General features: G+C 47.3%; 21 protein-coding genes and 1 tRNA gene. 7 read left to right on the forward strand and 15 right to left on the reverse strand.

The features are described 5' to 3' along the window. Positions 1-98: 98 nt before the first annotated feature. Positions 99-659: a DUF2808 domain-containing protein gene (locus LEPBO_RS0106160; RefSeq protein WP_017286669.1), complete on the reverse strand. Its 561-nt coding sequence runs from the start codon at positions 657-659 to the stop codon at positions 99-101. Between the two features lie 496 nt (positions 660-1,155). On the opposite strand from LEPBO_RS0106160, the gene LEPBO_RS0106165 reads away from it, so the two are divergent. Continuing rightward, positions 1,156-1,626, forward strand: a complete 471-nt coding sequence (locus LEPBO_RS0106165) for a DUF4149 domain-containing protein (protein ID WP_017286670.1) — start codon at positions 1,156-1,158, stop codon at positions 1,624-1,626. Positions 1,627-1,736: 110 nt separating this feature from the next. On the opposite strand, the gene LEPBO_RS0106170 is transcribed toward LEPBO_RS0106165, so the two are convergent. Genes LEPBO_RS0106170 through LEPBO_RS0106180 form a run of 3 tightly spaced genes read right to left on the reverse strand, consistent with a single transcriptional unit; the run spans position 1,737 to position 2,798 of the window. Then, positions 1,737-2,027, reverse strand: coding sequence for a TMEM165/GDT1 family protein (locus LEPBO_RS0106170; protein WP_017286671.1), 291 nt, complete (start codon positions 2,025-2,027; stop codon positions 1,737-1,739). Positions 2,028-2,030: 3 nt separating this feature from the next. Then, positions 2,031-2,387, reverse strand: a complete 357-nt coding sequence (locus LEPBO_RS36295; protein ID WP_017286672.1) for a TMEM165/GDT1 family protein — start codon at positions 2,385-2,387, stop codon at positions 2,031-2,033. A gap of 60 nt (positions 2,388-2,447) precedes the next feature. Continuing rightward, complete coding sequence (locus LEPBO_RS0106180) at positions 2,448-2,798, reverse strand: YkgJ family cysteine cluster protein (RefSeq protein WP_017286673.1); 351 nt, start codon at positions 2,796-2,798, stop codon at positions 2,448-2,450. Between the two features lie 111 nt (positions 2,799-2,909). On the opposite strand from LEPBO_RS0106180, the gene LEPBO_RS0106185 reads away from it, so the two are divergent. Beyond that, a tRNA-Met gene (locus LEPBO_RS0106185) sits at positions 2,910-2,986 on the forward strand. 211 nt (positions 2,987-3,197) lie between these two features. Continuing rightward, positions 3,198-3,812 carry a hypothetical protein gene (locus tag LEPBO_RS0106190; RefSeq protein WP_144056151.1) on the forward strand — a complete coding sequence of 205 codons (615 nt, stop codon included), beginning with the start codon at positions 3,198-3,200 and terminating at the stop codon, positions 3,810-3,812. A 5-nt stretch (positions 3,813-3,817) separates the two neighbouring features. Here LEPBO_RS0106190 and ppk1 read toward each other — a convergent pair whose 3' ends face one another. The 5 genes from ppk1 to LEPBO_RS0106215 form a co-directional block, all read right to left on the reverse strand. Further along, entirely contained in the window at positions 3,818-5,977 is a 2,160-nt protein-coding gene (ppk1, locus tag LEPBO_RS0106195; protein ID WP_017286675.1) for a polyphosphate kinase 1, read from the reverse strand. Beyond that, entirely contained in the window at positions 5,977-6,198 is a 222-nt protein-coding gene (locus LEPBO_RS0106200) for a hypothetical protein (RefSeq protein ID WP_017286676.1), read from the reverse strand. Before LEPBO_RS0106200 ends, ppk1 begins: the two co-directional genes overlap by 1 nt. Positions 6,199-6,576: 378 nt before the next feature. Continuing rightward, complete coding sequence (locus LEPBO_RS0106205) at positions 6,577-7,074, reverse strand: DUF427 domain-containing protein (protein ID WP_017286677.1); 498 nt, start codon at positions 7,072-7,074, stop codon at positions 6,577-6,579. Further along, on the reverse strand, positions 7,071-7,940 hold the full coding sequence (gene prmC / locus LEPBO_RS0106210; RefSeq protein WP_017286678.1) for a peptide chain release factor N(5)-glutamine methyltransferase: 870 nt from the start codon (positions 7,938-7,940) through the stop codon (positions 7,071-7,073). The genes LEPBO_RS0106205 and prmC overlap by 4 nt, the downstream gene beginning before the upstream one ends. 5 nt (positions 7,941-7,945) lie before the next feature. Beyond that, positions 7,946-8,752 carry a Tic22 family protein gene (locus LEPBO_RS0106215; protein WP_017286679.1) on the reverse strand — a complete coding sequence of 269 codons (807 nt, stop codon included), beginning with the start codon at positions 8,750-8,752 and terminating at the stop codon, positions 7,946-7,948. Positions 8,753-9,129: 377 nt separating this feature from the next. Here LEPBO_RS0106215 and LEPBO_RS0106230 point away from each other — a divergent pair, with 377 nt between their 5' ends. After that, positions 9,130-9,450 carry a hypothetical protein gene (locus tag LEPBO_RS0106230; RefSeq protein WP_017286682.1) on the forward strand — a complete coding sequence of 107 codons (321 nt, stop codon included), beginning with the start codon at positions 9,130-9,132 and terminating at the stop codon, positions 9,448-9,450. Continuing rightward, the gene (locus LEPBO_RS0106235) at positions 9,450-10,139 is read left to right on the forward strand and encodes a DUF6745 domain-containing protein (protein WP_017286683.1); all 690 of its coding nucleotides are present in this window, start codon (positions 9,450-9,452) and stop codon (positions 10,137-10,139) included. Before LEPBO_RS0106230 ends, LEPBO_RS0106235 begins: the two co-directional genes overlap by 1 nt. A 6-nt stretch (positions 10,140-10,145) precedes the next feature. On the opposite strand, the gene LEPBO_RS0106240 is transcribed toward LEPBO_RS0106235, so the two are convergent. From LEPBO_RS0106240 to hpf, 4 genes are all read right to left on the reverse strand, one after another. Continuing rightward, entirely contained in the window at positions 10,146-11,993 is a 1,848-nt protein-coding gene (locus tag LEPBO_RS0106240; protein WP_017286684.1) for a VWA domain-containing protein, read from the reverse strand. 160 nt (positions 11,994-12,153) lie between these two features. After that, a complete protein-coding gene (locus LEPBO_RS0106245) occupies positions 12,154-13,431 on the reverse strand; it encodes an IS5 family transposase (RefSeq protein WP_017285711.1) in 1,278 nt (425 codons plus the stop codon). A gap of 228 nt (positions 13,432-13,659) precedes the next feature. Beyond that, positions 13,660-15,684: an elongation factor G gene (locus LEPBO_RS0106250; protein WP_017286685.1), complete on the reverse strand. Its 2,025-nt coding sequence runs from the start codon at positions 15,682-15,684 to the stop codon at positions 13,660-13,662. Positions 15,685-15,947: 263 nt separating this feature from the next. Further along, complete coding sequence (gene hpf, locus LEPBO_RS0106255) at positions 15,948-16,577, reverse strand: ribosome hibernation-promoting factor, HPF/YfiA family (protein WP_017286686.1); 630 nt, start codon at positions 16,575-16,577, stop codon at positions 15,948-15,950. A gap of 198 nt (positions 16,578-16,775) precedes the next feature. On the opposite strand from hpf, the gene lipB reads away from it, so the two are divergent. Further along, the gene (gene lipB, locus LEPBO_RS0106260; protein WP_017286687.1) at positions 16,776-17,432 is read left to right on the forward strand and encodes a lipoyl(octanoyl) transferase LipB; all 657 of its coding nucleotides are present in this window, start codon (positions 16,776-16,778) and stop codon (positions 17,430-17,432) included. Next, entirely contained in the window at positions 17,401-18,486 is a 1,086-nt protein-coding gene (locus tag LEPBO_RS0106265; RefSeq protein ID WP_036044440.1) for a histidine kinase, read from the forward strand. The genes lipB and LEPBO_RS0106265 overlap by 32 nt, the downstream gene beginning before the upstream one ends. On the opposite strand, the gene LEPBO_RS0106270 is transcribed toward LEPBO_RS0106265, so the two are convergent. Both LEPBO_RS0106270 and LEPBO_RS0106275 read right to left on the reverse strand, forming a co-directional pair. Continuing rightward, on the reverse strand, positions 18,483-19,499 hold the full coding sequence (locus LEPBO_RS0106270; protein WP_017286689.1) for a substrate-binding domain-containing protein: 1,017 nt from the start codon (positions 19,497-19,499) through the stop codon (positions 18,483-18,485). The genes LEPBO_RS0106265 and LEPBO_RS0106270 overlap by 4 nt on opposite strands. Beyond that, entirely contained in the window at positions 19,496-20,872 is a 1,377-nt protein-coding gene (locus LEPBO_RS0106275) for a serine/threonine-protein kinase (protein WP_026148453.1), read from the reverse strand. The genes LEPBO_RS0106270 and LEPBO_RS0106275 overlap by 4 nt, the downstream gene beginning before the upstream one ends. Positions 20,873-20,883 lie beyond the last annotated feature (11 nt).

The raw sequence follows: 20,883 nt of genomic DNA on the forward strand, positions 1-20,883 counted from the left end.
TCCTGTTCCCGAAGTGGCACTAAAGCTTGCGGAATAGAAGATACAGAGTTTGCAGCCGCGCAAGGGTTGATGTGGGATAGAAACAGATCGATCTGTAGCTAATGCCGAAATCGAGGACGGAAAAAGAACGAATCAAAGCGATTGTCGTAAATTGAGATGCGCCCAAATCCTAGAAATTGTCCATAGGCTGGATCGCCTGTGGGAAAGGCAGTGACTCCAAACAGGTAGACTCCTCCGTAAGCTGGGTTGCGCTCTGGTGCAAGTGCGATCGTCACTCGTTTTCCAGCCGGAATTGGTGGATTGAAGTTAACAGTTACGGCTTTGGTTTTCTCGTCAAGCGTAACTTCACCGAGTCCAAGTTTAGTGCGCGATCGCCGATCGCCGTCGAAGGCTTCTGTTTCCTTTAGATTGAACCGAACCCGATCAACTCCATCGTCTTGAGCGATCGTCACTCGTTGCAGGGGTTCGCCCGAATTGTCTGGAATCTCTAACGTAAAGTAGTAGGTTGCGCTCCAAGCATAGACATGATTCTGAGTGGTGGATGCACCGACTAGCCGAGGTGGGGAGACAAAGTAAGTTGTGCCTCGAACTTGTACGGCTTGAGCGGGAAGCGTCAAGCTCAAAAGACTGAAGACAATTGCAGCGAATTGGCTTTTCATAAAGCGATGTAGAGCAATACTTTCAGTCTAAACGATCGTACTTTAAACCGGAGTTTAAGAGAAGATTAACTTATATTAACTTCGATTTTTAACTATTAAACTCGCTCGTCAATTTTGGAGAGAAATGCTAATTTAAATGCAGACACAGAGAGATGTTTCTCCTCAATCTCCATACCACCGCTTTGAGTTCTGTGTCTCCGCCTCAAAGCCCCTGCAACTGGATATCTTGCTGTTTTCAGAAGATACGTAGCCAATTGAGTTTGTACTGTTATCAATTAAGGAGGATATTGCATCTCTCAAGATGGAAGTTGCAGGATTCTGATCAGTTTCGATTTATATTTTAATGTTCGATTACCTGAATAGAGGATCTAGTTTTTATCGCTAGATCCTCTATTTTTGATCTAAATTTCTTTGCTAAGTTTCTTGTCTCAAATCCATTGTCTAAAGTGGGATTTGTTAGGCTGAATTTAGAGTAATTCGAGCATAGGTCTGCGTTATGACTGTCGCTTCAAAAGTCAGTTCCAATTTTGTAAATTGGCGAAAGATTTTGATCCTCACCTTGGCATTTTGGATCAGCAGTAGTGTGTTGCTTGATTTGGTAGTTCTGCCAAGTCTATTTGCAGCTGGAATGATGTCGCAGCCTGATTTTGCAACGGCTGGATATGGAATTTTCTGGATATTTAATCGCTTAGAATTGCTTTGTGCTGCTTCGGTTTTGACGAGTGTTTTAGTCCAGCAGCAGTCTGAGAAGACTTTAACTTCGATCGTATTAGCTGGAGTGTTGTTTGCGATCGCGATAACTTGCACTTATTTGCTGTCGCCTCAGATGAGTGCGCTCGGCTTGAATCTGAATCTCTTTGCGCCTGCGCAAGTTCCAACGGGAATGGATCAGCTTCACATCGGCTATTGGATGCTTGAATCGTGCAAGCTACTTGCAGGGGGATGGCTGCTGAAACGTGAATTTTAGACAAGTTTGGAATGGTGAATTCCAATTCGTGCGGTGAACTCCATTGAAAAGCCTCCAAATGCTGGAGGCTTTTTCTCTAATTTTTTCTAAATTGTAGAATTGCAATGGGGTTACGCTTCTTCTTCGCAGTTGCTAAACCAAAGGAGTCGTACGGCTAGGATCAAAAACCCGATCGCTGCAATAATTTTTGTCCATTTTGTCGGCAAAAGCTGTGCGGTTCCTTCTCCAAGAATCACACCAATAAAACTGGCTAAAACTAACGCCGCTACAGTTCCAAGAAAAATTGCTTTGGGAGAGTTATTGCTGTTGCTGCTGAGCGCGATCGCGGCAAGCTGACTTTTATCGCCTAGCTCTGCTAAAAAGACAGTGACAAAACTAATGCCCATTAATTGCCAGTCCATAATTTACATCCCCATGACATCGACAACTAACAGCGCTGCAACTAATAAGAGAATTCCACCGGTTGCTTTTTCCAAGGTTTTTGGAGAAACGTTTTGACAGAGCCAACGCCCGACCAGAACGCCGACTAAGCTGGTTGCCACGAGCGCAGTCGCAGCGCCCGCAAACACGATCCAAGGATGATGAGATTGAGCGCTCATCAGCAAGGTTGCCAGTTGGGTCTTATCGCCTAACTCGGCTAAGAAGATCGTGATGAAAGTGGAACCGAAGGCGCTCAGAAAATTCGCCTTCAGGCTAGGCTGGGTCTTTTCAAGAATGATGACTTCTTGTGTTTCAAGGGTGGGGAGGTCAGGAGAAGGCATGAAACTACTTTCATTTTCTTTTCATTATTCTGACACTATACCCGCAAATGCTTTCTTTTGCTAGAGTCCAATTTCTCGCTCAAATTTCAACGACTCCAAACTGCGATCGCCATAAACGGCTTCGATCTGTTCGCGACAGCAGTCGATCGCGAACTCGTTTAATTCTTCTGGCTCAATGCCAAACATCTCCTGAAAGGTTTCCGGCGTGACGCGGCAAAAGCTCGGTCGAGTGTCATAAATTTCGCATTCGCGAGTCGTTTGGTTGAAATTCACACACCAGCCGTCTTCACCGACCATGCTGAGATACAGATGGAGTTGTTCGGGATTGAGATAGGTTTCTAACTCTGGTCGATCGCTCGGATCGAGGTTGCAGCAAGCTCCACAATATTTTACGCACCGCCAAGTTGCCATGATTTCGGCTCGAATAAGAACCTCTCTATCTTCTCTTTTTAAATTGGGTATTGCAACTTTTGGGAACTTGGGGTTATACTAGTTGAGTTGCCAAGCGAAAGCACACAGCGACGCGGGGTAGAGCAGTCTGGTAGCTCGTCGGGCTCATAACCCGAAGGTCCATGGTTCAAATCCATGCCCCGCCACCAAATCTAAAGCGGTAGATTCAGAAGAGTCTACCGCTTTAGTCGTTTAAACAGATTTTAATTTTAAATCTATTGCAAAGTAGTAGGTCGAATTAGCTGACAAAGAGTTTTATTATTGCGCGCTCCGCCCGGAGGTTTAGCTTTGGGCAGAATGAAAATTGCAGTGCAAGAAACTTCAGACGTTTTGTCAGTCAATCGGCTCCTAGGAGGGTAGATGATGTACATCCCTGCAATCTTTTTTGGCTCTTCCAAAGAGGTGCGAGATCGCTGTAAGGGTTTGGTCAAACAGTTTCTCAAAGGGACATCCTGGCAAGAAATTATGAACGCTCAGGAATTAATCAGCACACAAGACCATCCAGGCTTAATTGTCCTTCATGGGCCAGATCGCATGATGGATAGCTATGGCTCACATTTTCACTGTTACAGACTTTGGGAGCAACTCAAGGAACAGCAGTATAAAGGCAATGTAACTTGGGATATGGAAGATGAGATATTTAATACGTCCCTTCAAGCTGATTGGGGCTTACTTGGACTATTGGCGTTGAGAAATGAGCCTTGGGTTTGGTATCGAGAAAATCTTTATTCAGTTGAAGACTGGACAACAAGGCGTTGTATTCCTATCATTTCTGCTTGTTTAAGATATTGGAACGGTATATACGCAGAAGGAAATCGGTTTTCAAATGGTTCTGCGACAGCAAACAATTTGTGGGCATTGCCTAATAGCCTTAAATACGTGCTAGCAAATTTAGGCGTTCCATTACCAGTTTTACAATCTCCTCTTCCAGAAGGTGGGCTACAAGCCATTTTGCCACCGGAACTGTTGGCGTAAAGCAATCAACTTTGTTTCTGTGCCATGTCCATAAAAGTTTGCTGCGAACTCTGCTCAGCTTGATCCGCTTGGGGTTTGCGCTGGACATATTTACCATCCGACTGCAAATCCCAGGCGTGACGGTTATCTGCCAGCATAATGCCTAAAATTTCTTGCAAATCTTGAGCCAGACTCGGTTCTTCGACAGGGACAACCGCTTCTACTCGGCGATCGAGATTTCTCGGCATCCAGTCGGCACTGCCAATAAAGACCTCTGGCTCACCATTGTTGTTGAAATAGAAAATGCGCGCATGTTCGAGAAAGCGTCCCACAATGCTGATGACGCGGATATTCTCACTAATCTCGGGCAATCCGGGGCGCAGACAGCAAATTCCCCGCACAATCAAATCAATTTGAACCCCCGCTTGCGAAGCCTCATACAATGCCATAATCAAGCGCGGATCAACCAAAGCATTCATCTTGGCAACAATTCGACCTTGACCGCCGTTCTGTTGATGCTCAATTTCACGCTCGATATATGCCAACATACGATCGCGCAAATTCACAGGCGCAACCAATAATCTGCGATAAGACTGCTGCCGTGAATATCCGGTCAAATAGTTAAAGAGATCCGTTAAATCAGCGCCTAGCTCCTCTCGACAACTAAAAACCCCTAAATCGGTATAAAGGCGAGCTGTCTTCGGATTATAGTTACCTGTGCCAATATGCACATATCTTTTAATTCGGTCTTCTTCACGTCGAACGACTAAGACAAGCTTCGTATGAGTTTTTAGCCCGACTAACCCATAAACAACGTGAACCCCGGCGCTTTCTAACTTTTTCGCCCAGTTGATGTTATTTTCTTCGTCAAATCGAGCTTTGAGTTCAACTAAAGCGGCAACTTGAACGCCATTCTCTGCGGCTGCAATTAATGCTTGAACGATCGGAGAATCCCCTGAAGTTCGATATAGGGTCATCTTGATTGCCAGCACATTCGGATCGTGGGCTGCTTCTTCAATAAATCGCTGCACACTGCGAGAAAAGGAATGATACGGGTGATGTACCAGTAAATCCTGCTTTCGCATGACTGAAAAGAAGTTCTCATCATGCGTTAAAGCTTCTTGCACAGGGACTTCATTAACTCTTTTGAGCTTCGGATGTGTAATCGGACTCCAGGGGGGATCTTTTAGCTCTGGAAGCGGTAATCCTCCAAACATAAACAGATCGCGCAGACAGAGTAGACCCTCGATTTCGTAAACATCTTCTGAAGAAATCTCCATCTCTTCGATCAGCATCGATCGCAATTGTTCGGGCATCGATGGATTGACTTCAAGGCGCACGGCAGAACCACCGAATCGCCGCTTTCTCAATTCTTCTTCGATCGCGGACATCAAATCATCGGCTTCATCTTCTTCGACTTCTAAATCGGCATTGCGCGTGATTCGGAAGGGATGATATTCCTGAATGTTCATGCCAGGAAATAATGCCTCTAGATTGTGAGCAATGACTTGCTCGAGCGGCACACCTGCCCAGACGGTTGCCCGACTTTTTGCGATCGACGTTGGCAGATCTTGCGTCTCGATCGGCAAAGGAATAAATCGTGGCAAAACTTTCGGAACTTTTACCCGTGCATACAGTTCCTCGTCGTCTACCGGGTCTTTGATCACAACCGCTAAGTTGAGACTGAGATTGGAAATGTAAGGAAAAGGATGTCCAGGATCGATCGCTAACGGAGTCAGAACTGGAAAAACTTTTTCCTCAAAGTATTGATGTAAGTATGCTCGTTGTTCTTGGTTAAGATCGATATAGTCCAGTAGATAAACGCCTTGTGCTGAAAGCTGCGGGCGCAGTGCTTCTTCAAAATGACGATGCTGTTTTGCAACAAGGGGACGTAAGCGATCGTTGATTAAATTTAACTGTTCTTGAGGCGTGCGACCATCTGGACTCAGCTTTCTTACCTGAGCTTCAATTTGCTCTTTGAGTGCTCCGATGCGTACCATGAAATACTCATCTAAGTTCGAGCTAAAAATCGCTAAAAACTTTAAGCGCTCAAGTAAAGGCGTGCGTGGATCAAATGCTTCATGAAGAACTCGGCTATTAAACTCAATCCAACTCAACTCTCGATTCAGATAGTACTGCGGATCATTGAGATTAATTTCCACCGTCGCTTGCTTACGCCGTCGCATTAGAACACCTCATCTTCGATTCCAACCCACCATTCGCCCAAATTCATCACATCCTGATGAATATCGGTCACTCGCTGTTCATATTCTTCTAAGGATAGCTGCGATCGTTGTTCTTTCAGCTTCATGAGTCTAAGCTGAGCGAGCAACCAGGGTTTTGTCACATTTCCAGTTTGCTCAAGATACCGGGCAAATTCGGTGCTGTTTAATTCGTTGCTGCTCATGAACACTTGGAGTTAAGGATACTTTTATTGTTGCGTTATTTTTAGCGATGCGACGCGATCTCATCGACCAATTTGGGCAAAATCAGCGTTTAGTTCTGTCTTTGCCAAAACTGTAGTTTCGCAGGATCGGTCGTATGATCCCAGCCGTATTGTTAAACTAAGTGTCAAAATCTAAAGAACTGTGTGCTTTCCCACCAGTTTGGAAATGCTTTGCGTAAGATTGAAAGTAATAAAGGTATTGAACTCTTACGAGACTTCCCGACTGGCTTAATTAGGTTGGGTTATAAAAAACGGAGCCTAGATCGTCCTCGGTCTAGGCTCTATTTTACGCGAAGAAATTGAAGGCTTTGGAAACACTTCAAGGTTTCAGTTTCTTAGCTACCACCCCCAAGATCCCATATCACCCTTAAATGGGCCTACGATATCTTTTGTAATCCAGCCTCCATAAAACTGTCCTGGCTGCGGAATCACCTTTTCTCCATTCACATAGCATCCATCCATCGGAGCTGCATAGAACGCGACATAGTTCTGAATCGCTGCAAAGTTTGGAGTCGGATTGCTGTAGTACCAAGCGACATCGATCGCGCTTTTTTCTCCCACTTTGACACTGTAATAACTGCCTGCCCCTTTCCATTCGCAGAATGTGGTGCGAGCCGAGGGCAGTAAGTACTGTTGCTGAATGTCTTCTGGTGGAATGTAGTAAGTCGGAGGATGGCTTGTCTCTAACACTCGCATCGCGTGATGCGTATCGACGATCGTCACGCCATTAAAAATAATCTGAATCTGTTTCTCAACAGGCTCTAATCTCGGTGGGCGCGGATAATCCCAGACAGATTCCTGTCCAGGTTCGGGTGGTATTGGAGTCGGTCGCATCATAGTCGGTAAGCAGTTACAAATCGTTCAATTCCAGCGAGATCTTTGTGAATCTCAATGCGATCGTAACTTCCCTGTGCCGAAAGCAGTTGTGCGATCGCGTTTCCTTGTCCCATCATCATCTCAACCATCCAAACGCCTCCCGAAATTAGATAGTCCGGGGCACGATTCACCAATTCTCGAATACTCTCTAACCCATCTGCTCCGCCATCTAAAGCCAGATGCGGTTCGTGTAATCTCACTTCAGGCTGCAATTCAGCAACACTCTCAGTCGGAATATAAGGCGGATTAGACACCACTCCGCTGAGTTGACCTTTCAAATGAGGGATCGCGTCAAACCAGTTGCCCTGATAGAACTGAACAGGTGCATTCAAGGTTTTTGCATTGAGTGATGCGATCGCTAAAGCTTCTGCACTGCGATCAACGGCATGAATGGTCGCATTCGGTAGGGCAAAAGCGAGTCCGATCGCGATTGCCCCGCTTCCGGTTCCTAAATCTACCCAATGCCCCGATTTGAGGGTTAAATCTTGCGCGAGTGCCAAATCAATCAGCAATTCCGTTTCAGGTCGCGGGATCAAGACTCCCGGAGCGACGTGCAATTCAAATTCACGCCAAGGCGTAACGCCCGCTAAATACTGAACGGGAACGAATTCCTGCACTCTGCGCTGCCAAAGTCGATCGAGTTCTTGTAAAGACACCTTCAACTCAAGCTCGGATTCTGGCTGCAAACGCAGGAAAAGCCGACTCACTCCTGCTAGTTCTTGCAAGAGCCAATCGACTTCGTTCGGGGGAAGACCGTGGGCGATCGCGCTATTTTTTGCGTGCGATCGCCACTGCCAAAGTTGGACACCGGGAACTGAAAATCCCATTCAAATTAACGTCTTTGCGGTTGTGGAGCGGGTCTTTGCTGTTGACCTTGCTGCGGTCTTTGCTGTTGACCCTGCTGCGGTTGCTGCGATCGCACAAACTCGATCGTCTCTCTCGGCGGAATCAGCACAATCTTATCGAGTTGCGGGTCTTTTTCCTTTTTCATCGCTTCCATTACGCCTTCAAGCGGGAAGACCTGAATATCCACTGTGGCTGCTAAATCAGGCTTTTGTTGCTTAAAGCGATCGACCAACGGCTGTAAATCTTCTTTGTTAAAGAACATTGGGATCACAGACTGGTTGCCTTCTTGAATCGTCAAAAATCCCTTTTCTTTTCCAGCTCGTGCGACGAATAGCGGTGTGCCATTAAACTGGCTGACTTGCTGACCCCCTTGCTTCAGAATCGCGACAGCAGAATCAACCTGCTGCTTCGTAGGAACATACGCGAAATCTAACTTATCAGGCTTGCCTTGTGCTCCCTGGTTGAGTTGATAGACTTCAGCGAGCGAGACCGGAACGACTCTGACATCCTTTGCCAGGGCTGGATTTTTTGCTTTCAAATTCTCTAAAAATGCTGCTGCATCTTTCTGGCTAATAAATACCCCTGCAACCGGATTTCCCTTTTGACCGTTGGGAGGCTGGGCGACGAGTGGCGCACCTTGGTTATTGGCGATCGTGAAAACTGGAACAGCCCGTAACTTTTGACTAATTTGTTCTGGTGTTAGGGCAAGTGCCTGCAGCCCGCCGACTAGCGTCCCCATCAAGGTTCCGCCAACTAACGCAGCGGTTGTACTCCAACGAACCAATGACTTCATGATTGCTCCTGGCTTCAAAAACGATACATCGACTGAAATCCGAGGCGTTTACTGTCCCTATCGATCATCTGCAAACGGCGGATTTTCATCGCAGGCTCGTTGCATCAGATCGGAGTTGTGATTCGGCTCAATCATCCTGTTCAGTTTGACCGAGGCGAAACGAATTAAGTTTCCGATCGCGATCAAATGACAATTGTTCATGAATATGAACAATTTGCGAAACAATTCTTGGCAATAGTAGCATCGATTCGCTTGGTTATGACACTCAAAGTGCGATCGCCTGTCTTAAAGCAAGATTGAGGACTCTCTATAAATATTGACCTTCAGAGTATTCAATTGGTAAAATTGTACTAATTTAGACTTTCAGGAGTACGCTGATGCGAAGTCCGATTGCAGGTACGCTTTACCGACATGGTGATGTTTTACTGAGACAAATTGATCGTCTTCCCAATAACGTGAGAAAACGCGAGAGTGTAACCTTAGCCGAAGGTGAAGTAACAGGACATCGGCATCGAATTCAGCAAGCTCAAGCGGTGCAACTTTGGGAGCAAGGTGAGAATCTATTTTTAGAAGTTAAAGCATTCAGTGCCACCTTAGTTCACGAGGAACATCATGCGATCGAGCTTCCGCAGGGATTGTATCGAGTTTGGAAACAGCGCGAATATCGTCCTGGTCACTATGTTGAGGTGTCTGATTAATGCGGAGCTTAATGGCAAATGGGCGAATTCCCAAAAAGTCGATTCGTCCTCTTCCTGAAACTCATGAACCGATTTCGGGCGATCGTGCTCGGAAGTTGATTCTTGAACGTCGCGCTTGGGACGGGATGCGCGTTTTGGGTCATTTGAATCTAAGTCGCGCGTCAGCCCTTTACACGCTGCCCGAAAATCTCACGTGTGAAAGCTTGGATATTAGTGATTGTCCAAATCTCACGTTCCTGCCGAAAGGGTTGCATGTGACGCACTGGATTGAAATTGCAGACAGCGGAATTATGCACCTTCCGAAAGGGCATGGATTTGTGTTGCGCTGGCGGGGCGTGCGGGTCAGCGATGCGATCGCGTTTGAAACCCATACGGGACAAGATATTCTCAATGTCGAAAATGTTGAACTGCGCCGGGTGCTGATTGAGCGATTGGGATATGACACCTTTTTGCAGCAGGTCGGGGGTGTCGTGCGCGATCGTGATACCGATGCGGGTGGAGAACGTCAACTGATCTGTATTGCTTTTGAAGATGACGAGCCGCTGATGCTTCTAAAAGTGACTTGTCCTTCAACGGGACATCTGCATATTTTGCGAGTTCCGCCTTATCTACGAACTTGTCATCAGGCAGCCGCCTGGATAGCTGGATTTGACAATCCAGACGACTATCAGCCTGTGATCGAAGCTTAGATTGAGTTAACTTGCGATTGCAGCTTGGACGAACCGCTTGATCTCGCCGCAAGCAATGTAAGACTTACCATCAGGAGCCGTTTTCACCGCTTCGACGACATAGAGCATTCCTTCTTCGCGAATCGATCGCGGAAAGCGCATGTTCCAGTCCGGTTCGTACCCGTCTGCAACGACTCGCGCTCTCAACTTGCTACCGTCTTTCACACACTGCACTAAGATGCCATCTCCAACTGTATCTGTGGTTGGCAAAGCTGCGGCTGTTGCGGGTGCTTTTGATGCGGTGGATGCAGTTCTCGATCGCGATCGACCAAAACTTGCAAATACATCTACTTCCCCTGGCTTCACAAATCGCTGGATCTGACCTTGCACTCGGTAGAAAGATTGGTCTGCGGAAAGCTCAATTCCTTCCACGACATAACGCGCTCCTTCTGCTCGAATCGCACGTGGAAACTGTACATTCTTGGTCGAATCATAGCCATCGGAAACGACCTTGACTCGCAGTTTTCCGCCTTCTCGCACGCAGATTAATTCAATTCCAGAGCCAACTTCTTGCACCGTTGCCATGGCTGCAATTTCTTCGCCAGCCGTCACACCCCGACCTGCTAGATCGCTCCGATTGCGAGTCAAGCTTTGGAAACTTTGATCTCTTAGTTCTTTGCGTCCTGCATTTCCGAGTGCTCCTTGTGCAATCCGATTTGCAAAGTAATCAAGCTGCTCGATCTCTTCTGCAATTTCAAAGGTTTCGTCTAAGCCTTTACTGCGAAGATTTTGAATCAGCGATCGCAGAGCAAATTCTGCTTCTTGATGCTTGCCCTGTTCTGCTAGATTCAGCGCAGTTTCCTTTGTTTTCGCGATCGTCAGTTGGCTGAGTTCTAGAAGGATATGACTAGATGCAGCGCTGGCAGATTCCTCGATCGTGCCAATCTTTGCCACAATCTCAGATGTTCCTGCAACGGATTGAATTGCTCCGTCTTGAATCACATCTGCGCTGTAATGCACTCTCATAATCGGCAAATCGCCAACTGATGCAGAGGGAAGTGACAAGCTCAAGCCTAGTAACTTGTCTTCGCGCTCATATAAATCGCCTAAGCCAATAACAGTTGAGCCTTGAGCAGTTTGTGTCACCTCAGCCAGACTCAATGTATCGAGTAGTTCAACACCGGGAGCAAGCTCGATCGTCACTGAGAGATTTTGTCCCACGACTGCCCGTAAGCTATCGAGTTCGATGCTAAACACTTCGCTCGCTTCATCAATGCTCTGAATGAAGTAGAAGTTCCCTTTCGAGGCTCTTGCCATGCCAATCAGCATATCTTCATTAAAGCCTTGAGCAAACCCTAAGGTCGTGGTCGCAATGCCTTCTTCTGCTTTTTGTCCTGAAGTTGTAGTTAGGACTCGCGGATCTTGAATCCCCATGTTTGCATGACCATCCGTCAGGAGCAGCACCCGGTTGACCTTTTGTGGATCAAGATGCGCTTTGACAAACTCGCATCCTTTGAGCCAGCCACCCGAAAGATTCGTAAGCCCACCTGCTTGAACTCGACGAATCGCAGATTTGAGTGCAGATTTGTCACTCACAGCTTGAGGAGCAACCGGAACATCTACGACATCATCGTAAACCACGACTGAAAGCGTATCGGTTGCTTCGAGTTGATCGACAACAGATTCAGCAGCTTTCAAAGCATGATGTAGCGGCGCACCTGCCATTGATCCAGAGCGATCGATGACGAGAGATAAGTTCAAATCGCGGCGCGGAGATTCAGGAAGATCAGCTCGAAATCGTAGCAATAAATTGGTTTGAAGGGGGGTACCAGTCGGAAGAATTGCCTGTTCAAAATCGTACTTAGTTTCGATCATTTACAGCCCCTCTACTAGGTTCATCATGTAGCCAGAGTGCCCAAATCGAGAGCGAGGGATGGTCAGTGATTGCCGATCATCCCTCGCTCTATTATAGTACATTTGAACCAAAATAGATTAAGTAGTCGTCCTTGAAAAACACTATGCGAAATCGTAGAACCTAAGCAGGTTCTACCTCTAGAACCATCACAGCGCGAAACAATTTGCGAAGATTGAACCCGCACCCTGCGAGTAAAGCATTGAGACTATCGCCAAGCTGCCCTTTGAGATAGTTGCGCCCTAAACAGTGGTCGCTTTTGCTATGTCCAATCACAGGCTCAATGGCACTCCGCCGTTTGAACAATCGTCGCGCCTTCCCGGTGCGTTTGCGGGTGTCACAGACGAGAACTTCGACATCCTGCGGGTGATGGTCTTTGCCCCGAAATCCCTGATCCACGGTGGCATGGTTGGGACGAATGTCTGTGAGTCGCTCGACTTGCTCAATGGCGGGAGTGAGAGTGGAGCCATCATACGGGTTGCCATGCTGGGCAGCAATGCCCACAATCCAATTGCTGGCGTTCGTGGTCGTCAGCACGACTTTGCAGCCAAACTCGTAGGGTTTGTGCGCTTTGCCTTTGGCGATGCACTCGACTTCTGGAGCGTGAATGCTGTAGCACTTGCCTTTGTCCTGCTTCTGCTGTTGATAGATTCGCTTGGCAGATTTGAGCAAGACCGCAACGGCTTCGGGCATCGGCTTCAGTTTGCGTTCTAAATCTCGAATCACTCGTCCCAAGTAGGTGCGTAAGATGCGGGTTTGCTTCTGAGCGCGTCGTCCTTGTCGAGCAGCGGCATAGCGACTTTGTTTGAGCAGTACTTGTTTGCCCACCCGCACGTAAGTTTGTCGCAACTTCACCTGATGTTTTCGGGCCATCCGCACCAGCGTTCGTCTGGCTTTGTCGTACAACCGCGCATCGGTAGGAAACGCGATGGCTTTCTCTTGCACGGTCGTATCGACAATCACTTGCTTCACATCCTGGGGTGACAATGCCTCGCATTGCATGGCGGTCTTGATCACTTGTGACAGCAGTTTTTCCAGTCCATCGACTCCGACTCGTCGTCGCCAGTTCCCTAAACTCGATGGATGACAAGGCAACTGATGCTGAAAGGTCTCTTCTCCGCAAAAGTACTGCCAGTATGGGTTTTCCACCCATTTTGCCACGACTGATTCATCGCTCTCGTTGTACAACGCCTTCAGGTAATGCAGTCCCACCATCAACCGTACAGGCAATGGCGGTCGCCCTCCGTCGGTGGTCATCGTTGTGCCAAAGTCTTGCTCCAAACTCTCCCAGTCCAGCAGATTTGCCAGTTTGAACAACGCATGCTGCGCGTTCAGTTGGGCTTTCAGTTTTGGAGCTTCTGAGCTTGATTTTCCGGATGGTGTTTTCGAGAATCCGGTCATGGGTTTTGCAAGATTTTGAACAGTTTGAGTGATTTTCTTGCAATATTATCATTGTTGCTCATTGCTTAGAAGCCTCATCCCGATTACGCTTCTAGGTTTTTCAAGGACGACTAAGTAGAGGAATTCAATTGGTCGATCGTCGTCATTGAGCAAGTTCCTTCAACAAGAAACCGGAGTCGAAATTGCTCGACTCCGGAGACGCTGATCCTTAGAGAGATAGATCAAAAACTAACGTTTACCGTTGCTGTGCCCAGTCGTGACGAGAACTCTTTCGGCTAGCTTATCGGGGACTTCTTGCAGATGATCGAATTCACACTGGAAGAATCCGACTCCCATCGTTTGCGATCGCAGTTCTACAATTAAGTCATGCATTTCTGCTTGGGGCAGGAGCACAACGACATCATCCCAACCTGTCCAACCCTCTTTCGCGTCGTAGCCTAGTACTTGACCGCGACGACCACTCGACAGCCGTAGCACCTTTGAAGTGAAATCCGTTGGAACAGAAATCACAGCTTTGACGATCGGTTCTAGTAACACAGGCTCACACTTCGCCATGCCTTCCTGCATTGCAATCCGAGCGGCTTGCTTGAAAGCTTGCTCCGAACTATCAACACTGTGATAGGAACCATTCGTTAAAGTCACAGCAATATCGACAACTGGGAACCCTAGTGGTCCCGTTGTGAGATACTCCCGTACACCCATTTCTACTCCTGGAATGTACTGTTTCGGAACGACTCCACCCACAATTTTTTCACCAAACCGGAAGCCATCCCCGCGTGCAACAGGCTGAATGTCGAGATAGACATCTCCAAATTGTCCATGTCCGCCTGTTTGGTGCTTGTAGCGACCATGAGAGTTTGTGGATTTGCGAACGGTTTCTTTGTAGGGAACTTGCGGCAGATGCGTCACCATTGGGAGATTGTACTTGCGGCGTAAGCGATCGAGTGCAACTTGCAAGTGAATTTCACCCTGTCCCCAGAGAATGATTTCATGGGTATCGCCATGCTGTTCCCAACGGAGCCCAGCATCTTCTTCTAAGAGTTTTGCAAGTGTTCCAGTTAGCTTCACTTCATCATTGCGCTTCTCGGCTTGAATTGCCATGGCAAAGACAGGTTTGATCTGCTCAGGCTGACGCAGTGCTGGAACTTCTGCTGGCGAAAGGGTATCGCCTGTTTTAATGCCTTCCATTCGGGCAAGTGCAACAATCTCACCTGCATGAGCTTCATTGATACTTTGCTGTTGTTGCCCCATCAGGCGATACATTCCACCGATGCGTACTCCATTTAAGGTCATGCCGTCTGTGATGGTGCCTTGCCAAACGCGAATCAGAGAGAGCTTGCCTCCTTGTTGAGTGTTGTAAGTTTTGAGCACTTGAGCGATTTCTGCATCAGATTTGATGTTGCGGCGTTCTGCGATCGCAGTTGGCTCTGATGTTTCTTGTAGTAATGCTTCGAGTAAAGGACGCACACCATAATCGCGATCGGCGCATCCAAAGAACACAGGCACAATCAAGTCAGCACCCAGTTCCATTTTCAGATCGTTCAAAATCTCTTCTTCGGGTGGCTCAATTTCTTCTAAAAGTTCTTCTAGCAGGTGATCATCCCAATTTGCGAGCGTTTCCAGCATTTCCATACGGGCAAGCTGCTCTTCTTCTTTGAGTTCATTGGGGAAAGGAACTGGGTCAGCAGGTGCGCCCGGATGATAGTGGTAGGCTTGCTCGTTGACGAGATTGATAAAGCCTAAAATCGATTCGCCCCGGCCAATCGGATATTGATGCGGAATCAGTGGACGGCTTGAAACAGCTTTGAGCGCGTGTAGAACTTCCATGAAATCTACATCAGCGCGATCCATTTTGTTCAAAAATACGAAGTGCGGAATTTCCCAATCGTCTAGGAATTTGAACAAGGGCGATAGAGTCATCACTCGATCGACGACAGGTTCGCAGACGACAACCACTGCATCTACGCCGATCAGGGCGTTCAAGGTTTCCTGAGCAAATTCTACCGATCCGGGACAGTCAAGGAAGGTAAACCGCACGTCTTCATAGACGGTGTGTGCTGCGTTGACTTCAACGGTCATTTGGCGATCGCGGGCTTCTTGGCTGCTGTCTCCGACAGTGTTTTTGTCTTGAACCGTTCCTTTGCGAGACACTGCTTTGGTGACCCAAAGTAGGCTTTCGAGTAAGGTGGTTTTGCCGCTCAGGTAAGGACCTACGATCGCCACACTTCGGATGCCGATAGAATTACCTTTCATATCTGACCTCTTGAATTAAGTGAAATGCAGAACATACCTCGATCGCATTTCTGTAAATGTAATCTCTAAATTTCTGCATTGAAGAGTGCAAAAATCAGACATTAAATTTACAGCGCGATCGAAGCTTGAATTGAGATAGAAAATCGGGAATTTCTGAATCTGAAATTATTCAGTCTATGGATTATCAAATTGATTGCATCCAATCGATTGAAATCTCAGATTGTCTTAACAAAAATGGGGCGCGTTGAGCACCCCATCTTGTCTTATGAAATTAGCGAGCTGGCAGTCTCAGTCGCGTGTTTACCATTCCCATTTTGGTGAGTGTGTCCGTTGCCGTTGCGCGGTTGAATGACACCGTATCCCCCGTGATTCCGTTCATAAGCGACGTTGATTTCACCCGTCTCGATATTGCGGAACATATAGAAGTCATGTCCGACAAGTTCTAGCTGCTCGATCGCTTGATCAACGGTCATCGGTGGCATTGAGAAATACTTCGTCCGAACCACTTGGGCAGGCAGTTCCGGTTCTCGGTCGAGCCGCAACTCTTCTACCACAGGCTGTCCTTCTAGAAGTTCAGTCGTTTTTTCATGACGATGATTTGCACGTTTTTCTTTGTATTTTCGGAGTCTCCGACTAATTTTATCTGCGACTAAATCAATACTGGCGTAAAGATTTTCGCTGGCTTCTTCGGCGCGAACGACAGTTCCGTTCGCATAGATCGTGACCTCTGCAATTTGTTTTGCAACGCGAGGGTTTCGGGCGACAGAGAGATGAACATCGACTTCGGTTGTTAATGCCTGGTAGTGGTTCACCGCTTTTTCAATTTTTTGGTGAACGTACTCTCGAATCGCATCTGTGATTTCAATGTTCTTTCCCTGAATCACAAGCTTCATATAAGCTGCTCCTCCCCTGGAATGGTGGGTGATTAACTTCACACTAGCACTTTGGTATTGCAGTAAACAGTTCGGTTAAAAATGTTTTGCATCTGTTGACAATTCTTGATTCAAAAAGGGCGGTGATCTCCCCTGTTTCTCGCTTGATCTTTCTGCAATTTTGAGCGAATCTTATTAATCGGGGATTCACCAAGCTCTATGCGATCGTGTTTTTTGTACTCTCAAGGGTTAGTGCCTTATCAAACTGCCTGGAAATGGCAGCGATCGCTGGTGAATGAGCGCAAAGAGAATGCGGCTCTCGATGATATTTTAATTTTGCTAGAACATCCTCCTGTTTACACACTTGGACAGGGTTCGGATATCGGATTTCTCAAGTTTGCTCCGGGTGAGTATGAATTGCATCGAATTGAGCGCGGTGGAGAAGTAACCTATCACTGCCCTGGGCAACTGGTGGGCTATCCGATTTTGAATTTGCAGTACTATCGCAAGGATTTGCATTGGTATCTGCGACAGTTGGAAGAAGTGATCATCCGAGTTCTAGCAATGTATGAATTAGAAGGAATTCGGATTCCAGGATTGACTGGGGTTTGGGTTGAGGGACGAAAGTTAGCAGCGATTGGGATAAAAGTCAGTCGTTGGATTACGATGCATGGGTTTGCGTTGAATGTCTGCCCTGATTTGACTGGATTTGAGCGAATTGTGCCGTGTGGGATTGCAGATAAGCCGGTCGGAAGTTTGGCGCAGTTTGTTCCAGGCATTACGGTCGAAGAGGTCAAAGAAAGAATTGCGATCGCGTTTGCTGAAGTCTTTGAAGTCACTCTCCATGAACACACTTTCTCGTCGGGGCAAGCATAAGATTTTCATCGGCATGTCGCCTGGTGTTGGGAAGACGGTCAAGATGCTTGAAGAAGCGCGCGGCTTGAAACAAGAAGGTGTCGATGTTGTCATCGGGCTACTCGAAACGCATAACCGAGAGGAAACCGCGCAAAAAGCGATCGGGCTAGAACAAGTCCCCCGCCAACAACTGCTGGTTTCGGGAGTTGTCCTCACTGAAATGGATACAGCAGCAGTGATGGCTCGCCAGCCTCAGCTTGCGTTGATTGATGAGCTAGCGCATACGAATGTGCCAGGTTCAAAGTACGAGAAGCGATATCAAGATGTCGAAGAAATTTTGGCAGCGGGAATTGATGTGTTCTCGACCGTCAACATTCAGCATCTAGAAAGCTTGAATGATCTGGTAGCTCGAATTACGGGCGTTGTTGTCCGAGAGAGAATCCCCGATCGCGTTTTAGAACAAGCCGATGAGATTGTCGTAGTTGATGTGACTCCTGAAACGTTGGAGGAGCGGCTCAAAGATGGCAAAATCTATGCGCCTGAGAAGATTGATCAAGCTTTGCAAAACTTTTTTCAGCGTCGGAATTTGATTGCACTTAGAGAGCTAGCGCTGCGAGAGATTGCAGATAATGTTGAAGAGAAGGAAATTGAAAGTGAGAATGCTTCCTTCTGTAACATTCATGAGCGCATCTTAGTCTGCATTTCGACTTATCCCAATTCGATTCAGTTACTTCGGCGCGGAGCTAGAATTGCAGGATATATGCACGGGCTACTTTACTGCCTGTTTGTCAACGCGCCGGATCGATTTTTAACGAAAGCAGAAACCTTACATATTGAGACTTGTGAGCAGATCTGTCAGGAGTTTGGCGGTCAATTTATTCGCGTGACAGAACCCGATCGAGCAAAAGCGATCGCACAAGTTGCTCAAGAGTACCGAATTACGCAAATTGTGATTGGGGAAAGTCGTCGATCGTACTGGAGCACTTTGATTCGCGGCTCTCTGACTCAGCGATTGCTAAAATCCTTGCGCAACATTGATGTGCATATTATTGCAACAGAGCCACGAGGAAATTAACGCACGCGCACAAATCCTGCTTTCGCGATCGCCTCCTGTGCTGGAGTACTCAAAAGCAGATTCGCATATGCTTCACCTGCTTGTTGTTCTCTGCTATTGTTTTGTTTCACAATTACCGAAAGATTGCGGGTCAGCGGATAAGTGCCATCCTGAAAGGCTTTTGTATTTAATCGATTCCGAGTTGGACAAGTTGCAAGCGATCCTTCGTAAGCTGCAACAAACTGATTCGTCGTTCCCAACGGCATTGTTTTCACAGTACACTGCGGCACAACTTCAGGCGCTGAAGCAAAGTAGATTCCCCCAGGAGTTGAGCCTACTTTTTGTAATCCCTCTGTTGTGGTGCCAACAATCTGAGTCGTTGCAGGTAAAGGCTGTCCTTTGAGTACTTGCTCAGAGAAGATATTGCCATCGAGATCCCGACGTGAAAAAACGACGATCGCTAAATCCTGCCCGCCGACTTGTTGCCAATTGGTAATCCGCCCTAAGTAAATCTCGCGGAGTTGATCGAGGGTTAATCCCGGCGCAGATTGAGAGGGGTGAACTGCGATCGCAATGCCATCGATCGCGATGGGAATTTCTTTCAAGCTCAAGCCTTTTTGCTGTGCGTCTTGCTGCTCTTGTGGCGTGATAGGTCGTGAAGATTGAGCAAACTGAATTTGACCATTCAACAACATCTGAATGCCGACTGCTGAGCTAGGCGCGCTGCCAACTGGATTCACATAACGCAGTCGAAATTCGGGACGAGCAGCTTGTAGTGCTGCATCCACACTCAAACGAATCGGTGCCCAAGACGTACTGCCACCATAATTAAAAATTCCAGGTGGGACATTCTGCACCTCTGTCCAATCGGCTGAGGGCTTTGAATTGGGCAAAGCAGTCGTAGAGGGCTTCGGCTCAAAATTACCAACCGGAATGCCTGATTTCTCAGCTAGCCACCAAACGCCAGCAGCAATCAAGCTACCTGTAATCAACAACGAAAAAAGTAAAGCAGGGGCTTCGTTTTTCTGAGTCATAAGAGTCGAGAAACTAGGTTGAATATTAAACGAAATACAAGTCCGATCGCGAGTGCAACCAACGCCGTTAAGCCTGCAAAAATTAAAACATTCAGTGCCGGATGACCTGCCCGAACAAATTCACCTGCCTCATTTAGCTGCCTGACAAATCCAACCGTCAACAGTGAAACGCCTGCCAAAATCACGAGATCAATCTTTTCAATGAATCGCCAGTACTGTGCCAAGAGCAGAATTCCAACCAACATCAGCCAGAAGGTCGCACTGATGAGGGTTGTTCCGAGCAGGCTCACCATTGCGATCGCTAAAATGCCTGCCTCAAATCCAGTGAAGATTGATCCGCCGATCCATTCTAGGGTTGAGAAGCGGGAAATAATCGGCGATCGCTGAGGAGTCGGAGTGGGGAGTGGGGGAGTGGGAGGTGGGGGAGTGGGTTTTGGAGCGAGGGCGGCGAGCACTTCAGTTGCAGATTGAAAGCGCTCTGCTGGAGCATGACGCAGCATACGATCGAGGACATCTGCAAATTGCGAACTGACTTGAGCCTGCTTTCGCCAATTCCACTGGTTGTTATAGCTATCAAATAAATCTTGCGGCGATTTTCCAGTGAGTAACATCACACAAGTGGCTGCTAGAGCGTACAAGTCACTTGCAGGAAAAACCTGGCTGCCTGAAATCTGTTCGGGCGGAGCAAATCCTGCGGAGTAAATCCCGGTTGAACTTTGAATATTTCCAACCGCCTTTGTGACAAATTTGACTGCTCCGAAATCGAGCAAGTAGAAGCGCCCATTCTGATGACGCATGATATTAGAAGGCTTAATATCCCGATGAATTGAGCCATTCTCATGCACAAACTCTAAAATCTTCAGGGTTTGCTCTAGAGCGTTGCGCATGTCTGACTCAGAAAATCTTCCGTTTTGAACTAGCTCTGCTTCTAAGGTTTGCCCTTCAATATATTCCTGAACTAAGTAAAAGAATTTGGCGTTTTTCGGAGAATTCGGATCAGTGACTTCAAAAAACGCGAACAAATCGGGAATCTGCGGATGTTCTCGTCCGAGTTGCTCGAGCACTTCGGCTTCTCGTTCAAACAGATCTTGAGCAACTTTGAGCTGAGCAGGCTTGAGATTGCCAGAAGGTTGAAACTGCTTGACCACACACGATCTCATGCCTGGCGTATAGCGATCGCGCGCCAGAAATGCTGTGCCAAATCCGCCTTGTCCCAATAATTTTGTCGGCAAATACCGTCCCACCAATATCAATGGCATGCCACAATGCATACAAAATTTCTGGGGAACAGATTTTAAGATGTTGGGGTCGTCTAGGTCTGCGAAATGATTCACAGGACGGGCACAACCAGGACGAGTGCAGTGTAGCTGCATAGAGACTCACG

Origin of the sequence: Leptolyngbya boryana PCC 6306, assembly GCF_000353285.1 — a bacterium.
Classification (GTDB): Bacteria; Cyanobacteriota; Cyanobacteriia; order Leptolyngbyales; family Leptolyngbyaceae; genus Leptolyngbya; species Leptolyngbya boryana.

Coding starts and splice junctions, on each gene's coding strand:
- LEPBO_RS0106160 (WP_017286669.1), bottom strand. CDS start 659: ATGAAAAGCCAATTCGCTGCAATTGTCTTCAGTCTTTTGAGCTTGACG.
- LEPBO_RS0106165 (WP_017286670.1), top strand. CDS start 1,156: ATGACTGTCGCTTCAAAAGTCAGTTCCAATTTTGTAAATTGGCGAAAG.
- LEPBO_RS0106170 (WP_017286671.1), bottom strand. CDS start 2,027: ATGGACTGGCAATTAATGGGCATTAGTTTTGTCACTGTCTTTTTAGCA.
- LEPBO_RS36295 (WP_017286672.1), bottom strand. CDS start 2,387: ATGCCTTCTCCTGACCTCCCCACCCTTGAAACACAAGAAGTCATCATT.
- LEPBO_RS0106180 (WP_017286673.1), bottom strand. CDS start 2,798: ATGGCAACTTGGCGGTGCGTAAAATATTGTGGAGCTTGCTGCAACCTC.
- LEPBO_RS0106190 (WP_144056151.1), top strand. CDS start 3,198: ATGATGTACATCCCTGCAATCTTTTTTGGCTCTTCCAAAGAGGTGCGA.
- ppk1 (WP_017286675.1), bottom strand. CDS start 5,977: ATGCGACGGCGTAAGCAAGCGACGGTGGAAATTAATCTCAATGATCCG.
- LEPBO_RS0106200 (WP_017286676.1), bottom strand. CDS start 6,198: ATGAGCAGCAACGAATTAAACAGCACCGAATTTGCCCGGTATCTTGAG.
- LEPBO_RS0106205 (WP_017286677.1), bottom strand. CDS start 7,074: ATGATGCGACCGACTCCAATACCACCCGAACCTGGACAGGAATCTGTC.
- prmC (WP_017286678.1), bottom strand. CDS start 7,940: ATGGGATTTTCAGTTCCCGGTGTCCAACTTTGGCAGTGGCGATCGCAC.
- LEPBO_RS0106215 (WP_017286679.1), bottom strand. CDS start 8,752: ATGAAGTCATTGGTTCGTTGGAGTACAACCGCTGCGTTAGTTGGCGGA.
- LEPBO_RS0106230 (WP_017286682.1), top strand. CDS start 9,130: ATGCGAAGTCCGATTGCAGGTACGCTTTACCGACATGGTGATGTTTTA.
- LEPBO_RS0106235 (WP_017286683.1), top strand. CDS start 9,450: ATGCGGAGCTTAATGGCAAATGGGCGAATTCCCAAAAAGTCGATTCGT.
- LEPBO_RS0106240 (WP_017286684.1), bottom strand. CDS start 11,993: ATGATCGAAACTAAGTACGATTTTGAACAGGCAATTCTTCCGACTGGT.
- LEPBO_RS0106245 (WP_017285711.1), bottom strand. CDS start 13,431: ATGACCGGATTCTCGAAAACACCATCCGGAAAATCAAGCTCAGAAGCT.
- LEPBO_RS0106250 (WP_017286685.1), bottom strand. CDS start 15,684: ATGAAAGGTAATTCTATCGGCATCCGAAGTGTGGCGATCGTAGGTCCT.
- hpf (WP_017286686.1), bottom strand. CDS start 16,577: ATGAAGCTTGTGATTCAGGGAAAGAACATTGAAATCACAGATGCGATT.
- lipB (WP_017286687.1), top strand. CDS start 16,776: ATGCGATCGTGTTTTTTGTACTCTCAAGGGTTAGTGCCTTATCAAACT.
- LEPBO_RS0106265 (WP_036044440.1), top strand. CDS start 17,401: ATGAACACACTTTCTCGTCGGGGCAAGCATAAGATTTTCATCGGCATG.
- LEPBO_RS0106270 (WP_017286689.1), bottom strand. CDS start 19,499: ATGACTCAGAAAAACGAAGCCCCTGCTTTACTTTTTTCGTTGTTGATT.
- LEPBO_RS0106275 (WP_026148453.1), bottom strand. CDS start 20,872: ATGCAGCTACACTGCACTCGTCCTGGTTGTGCCCGTCCTGTGAATCAT.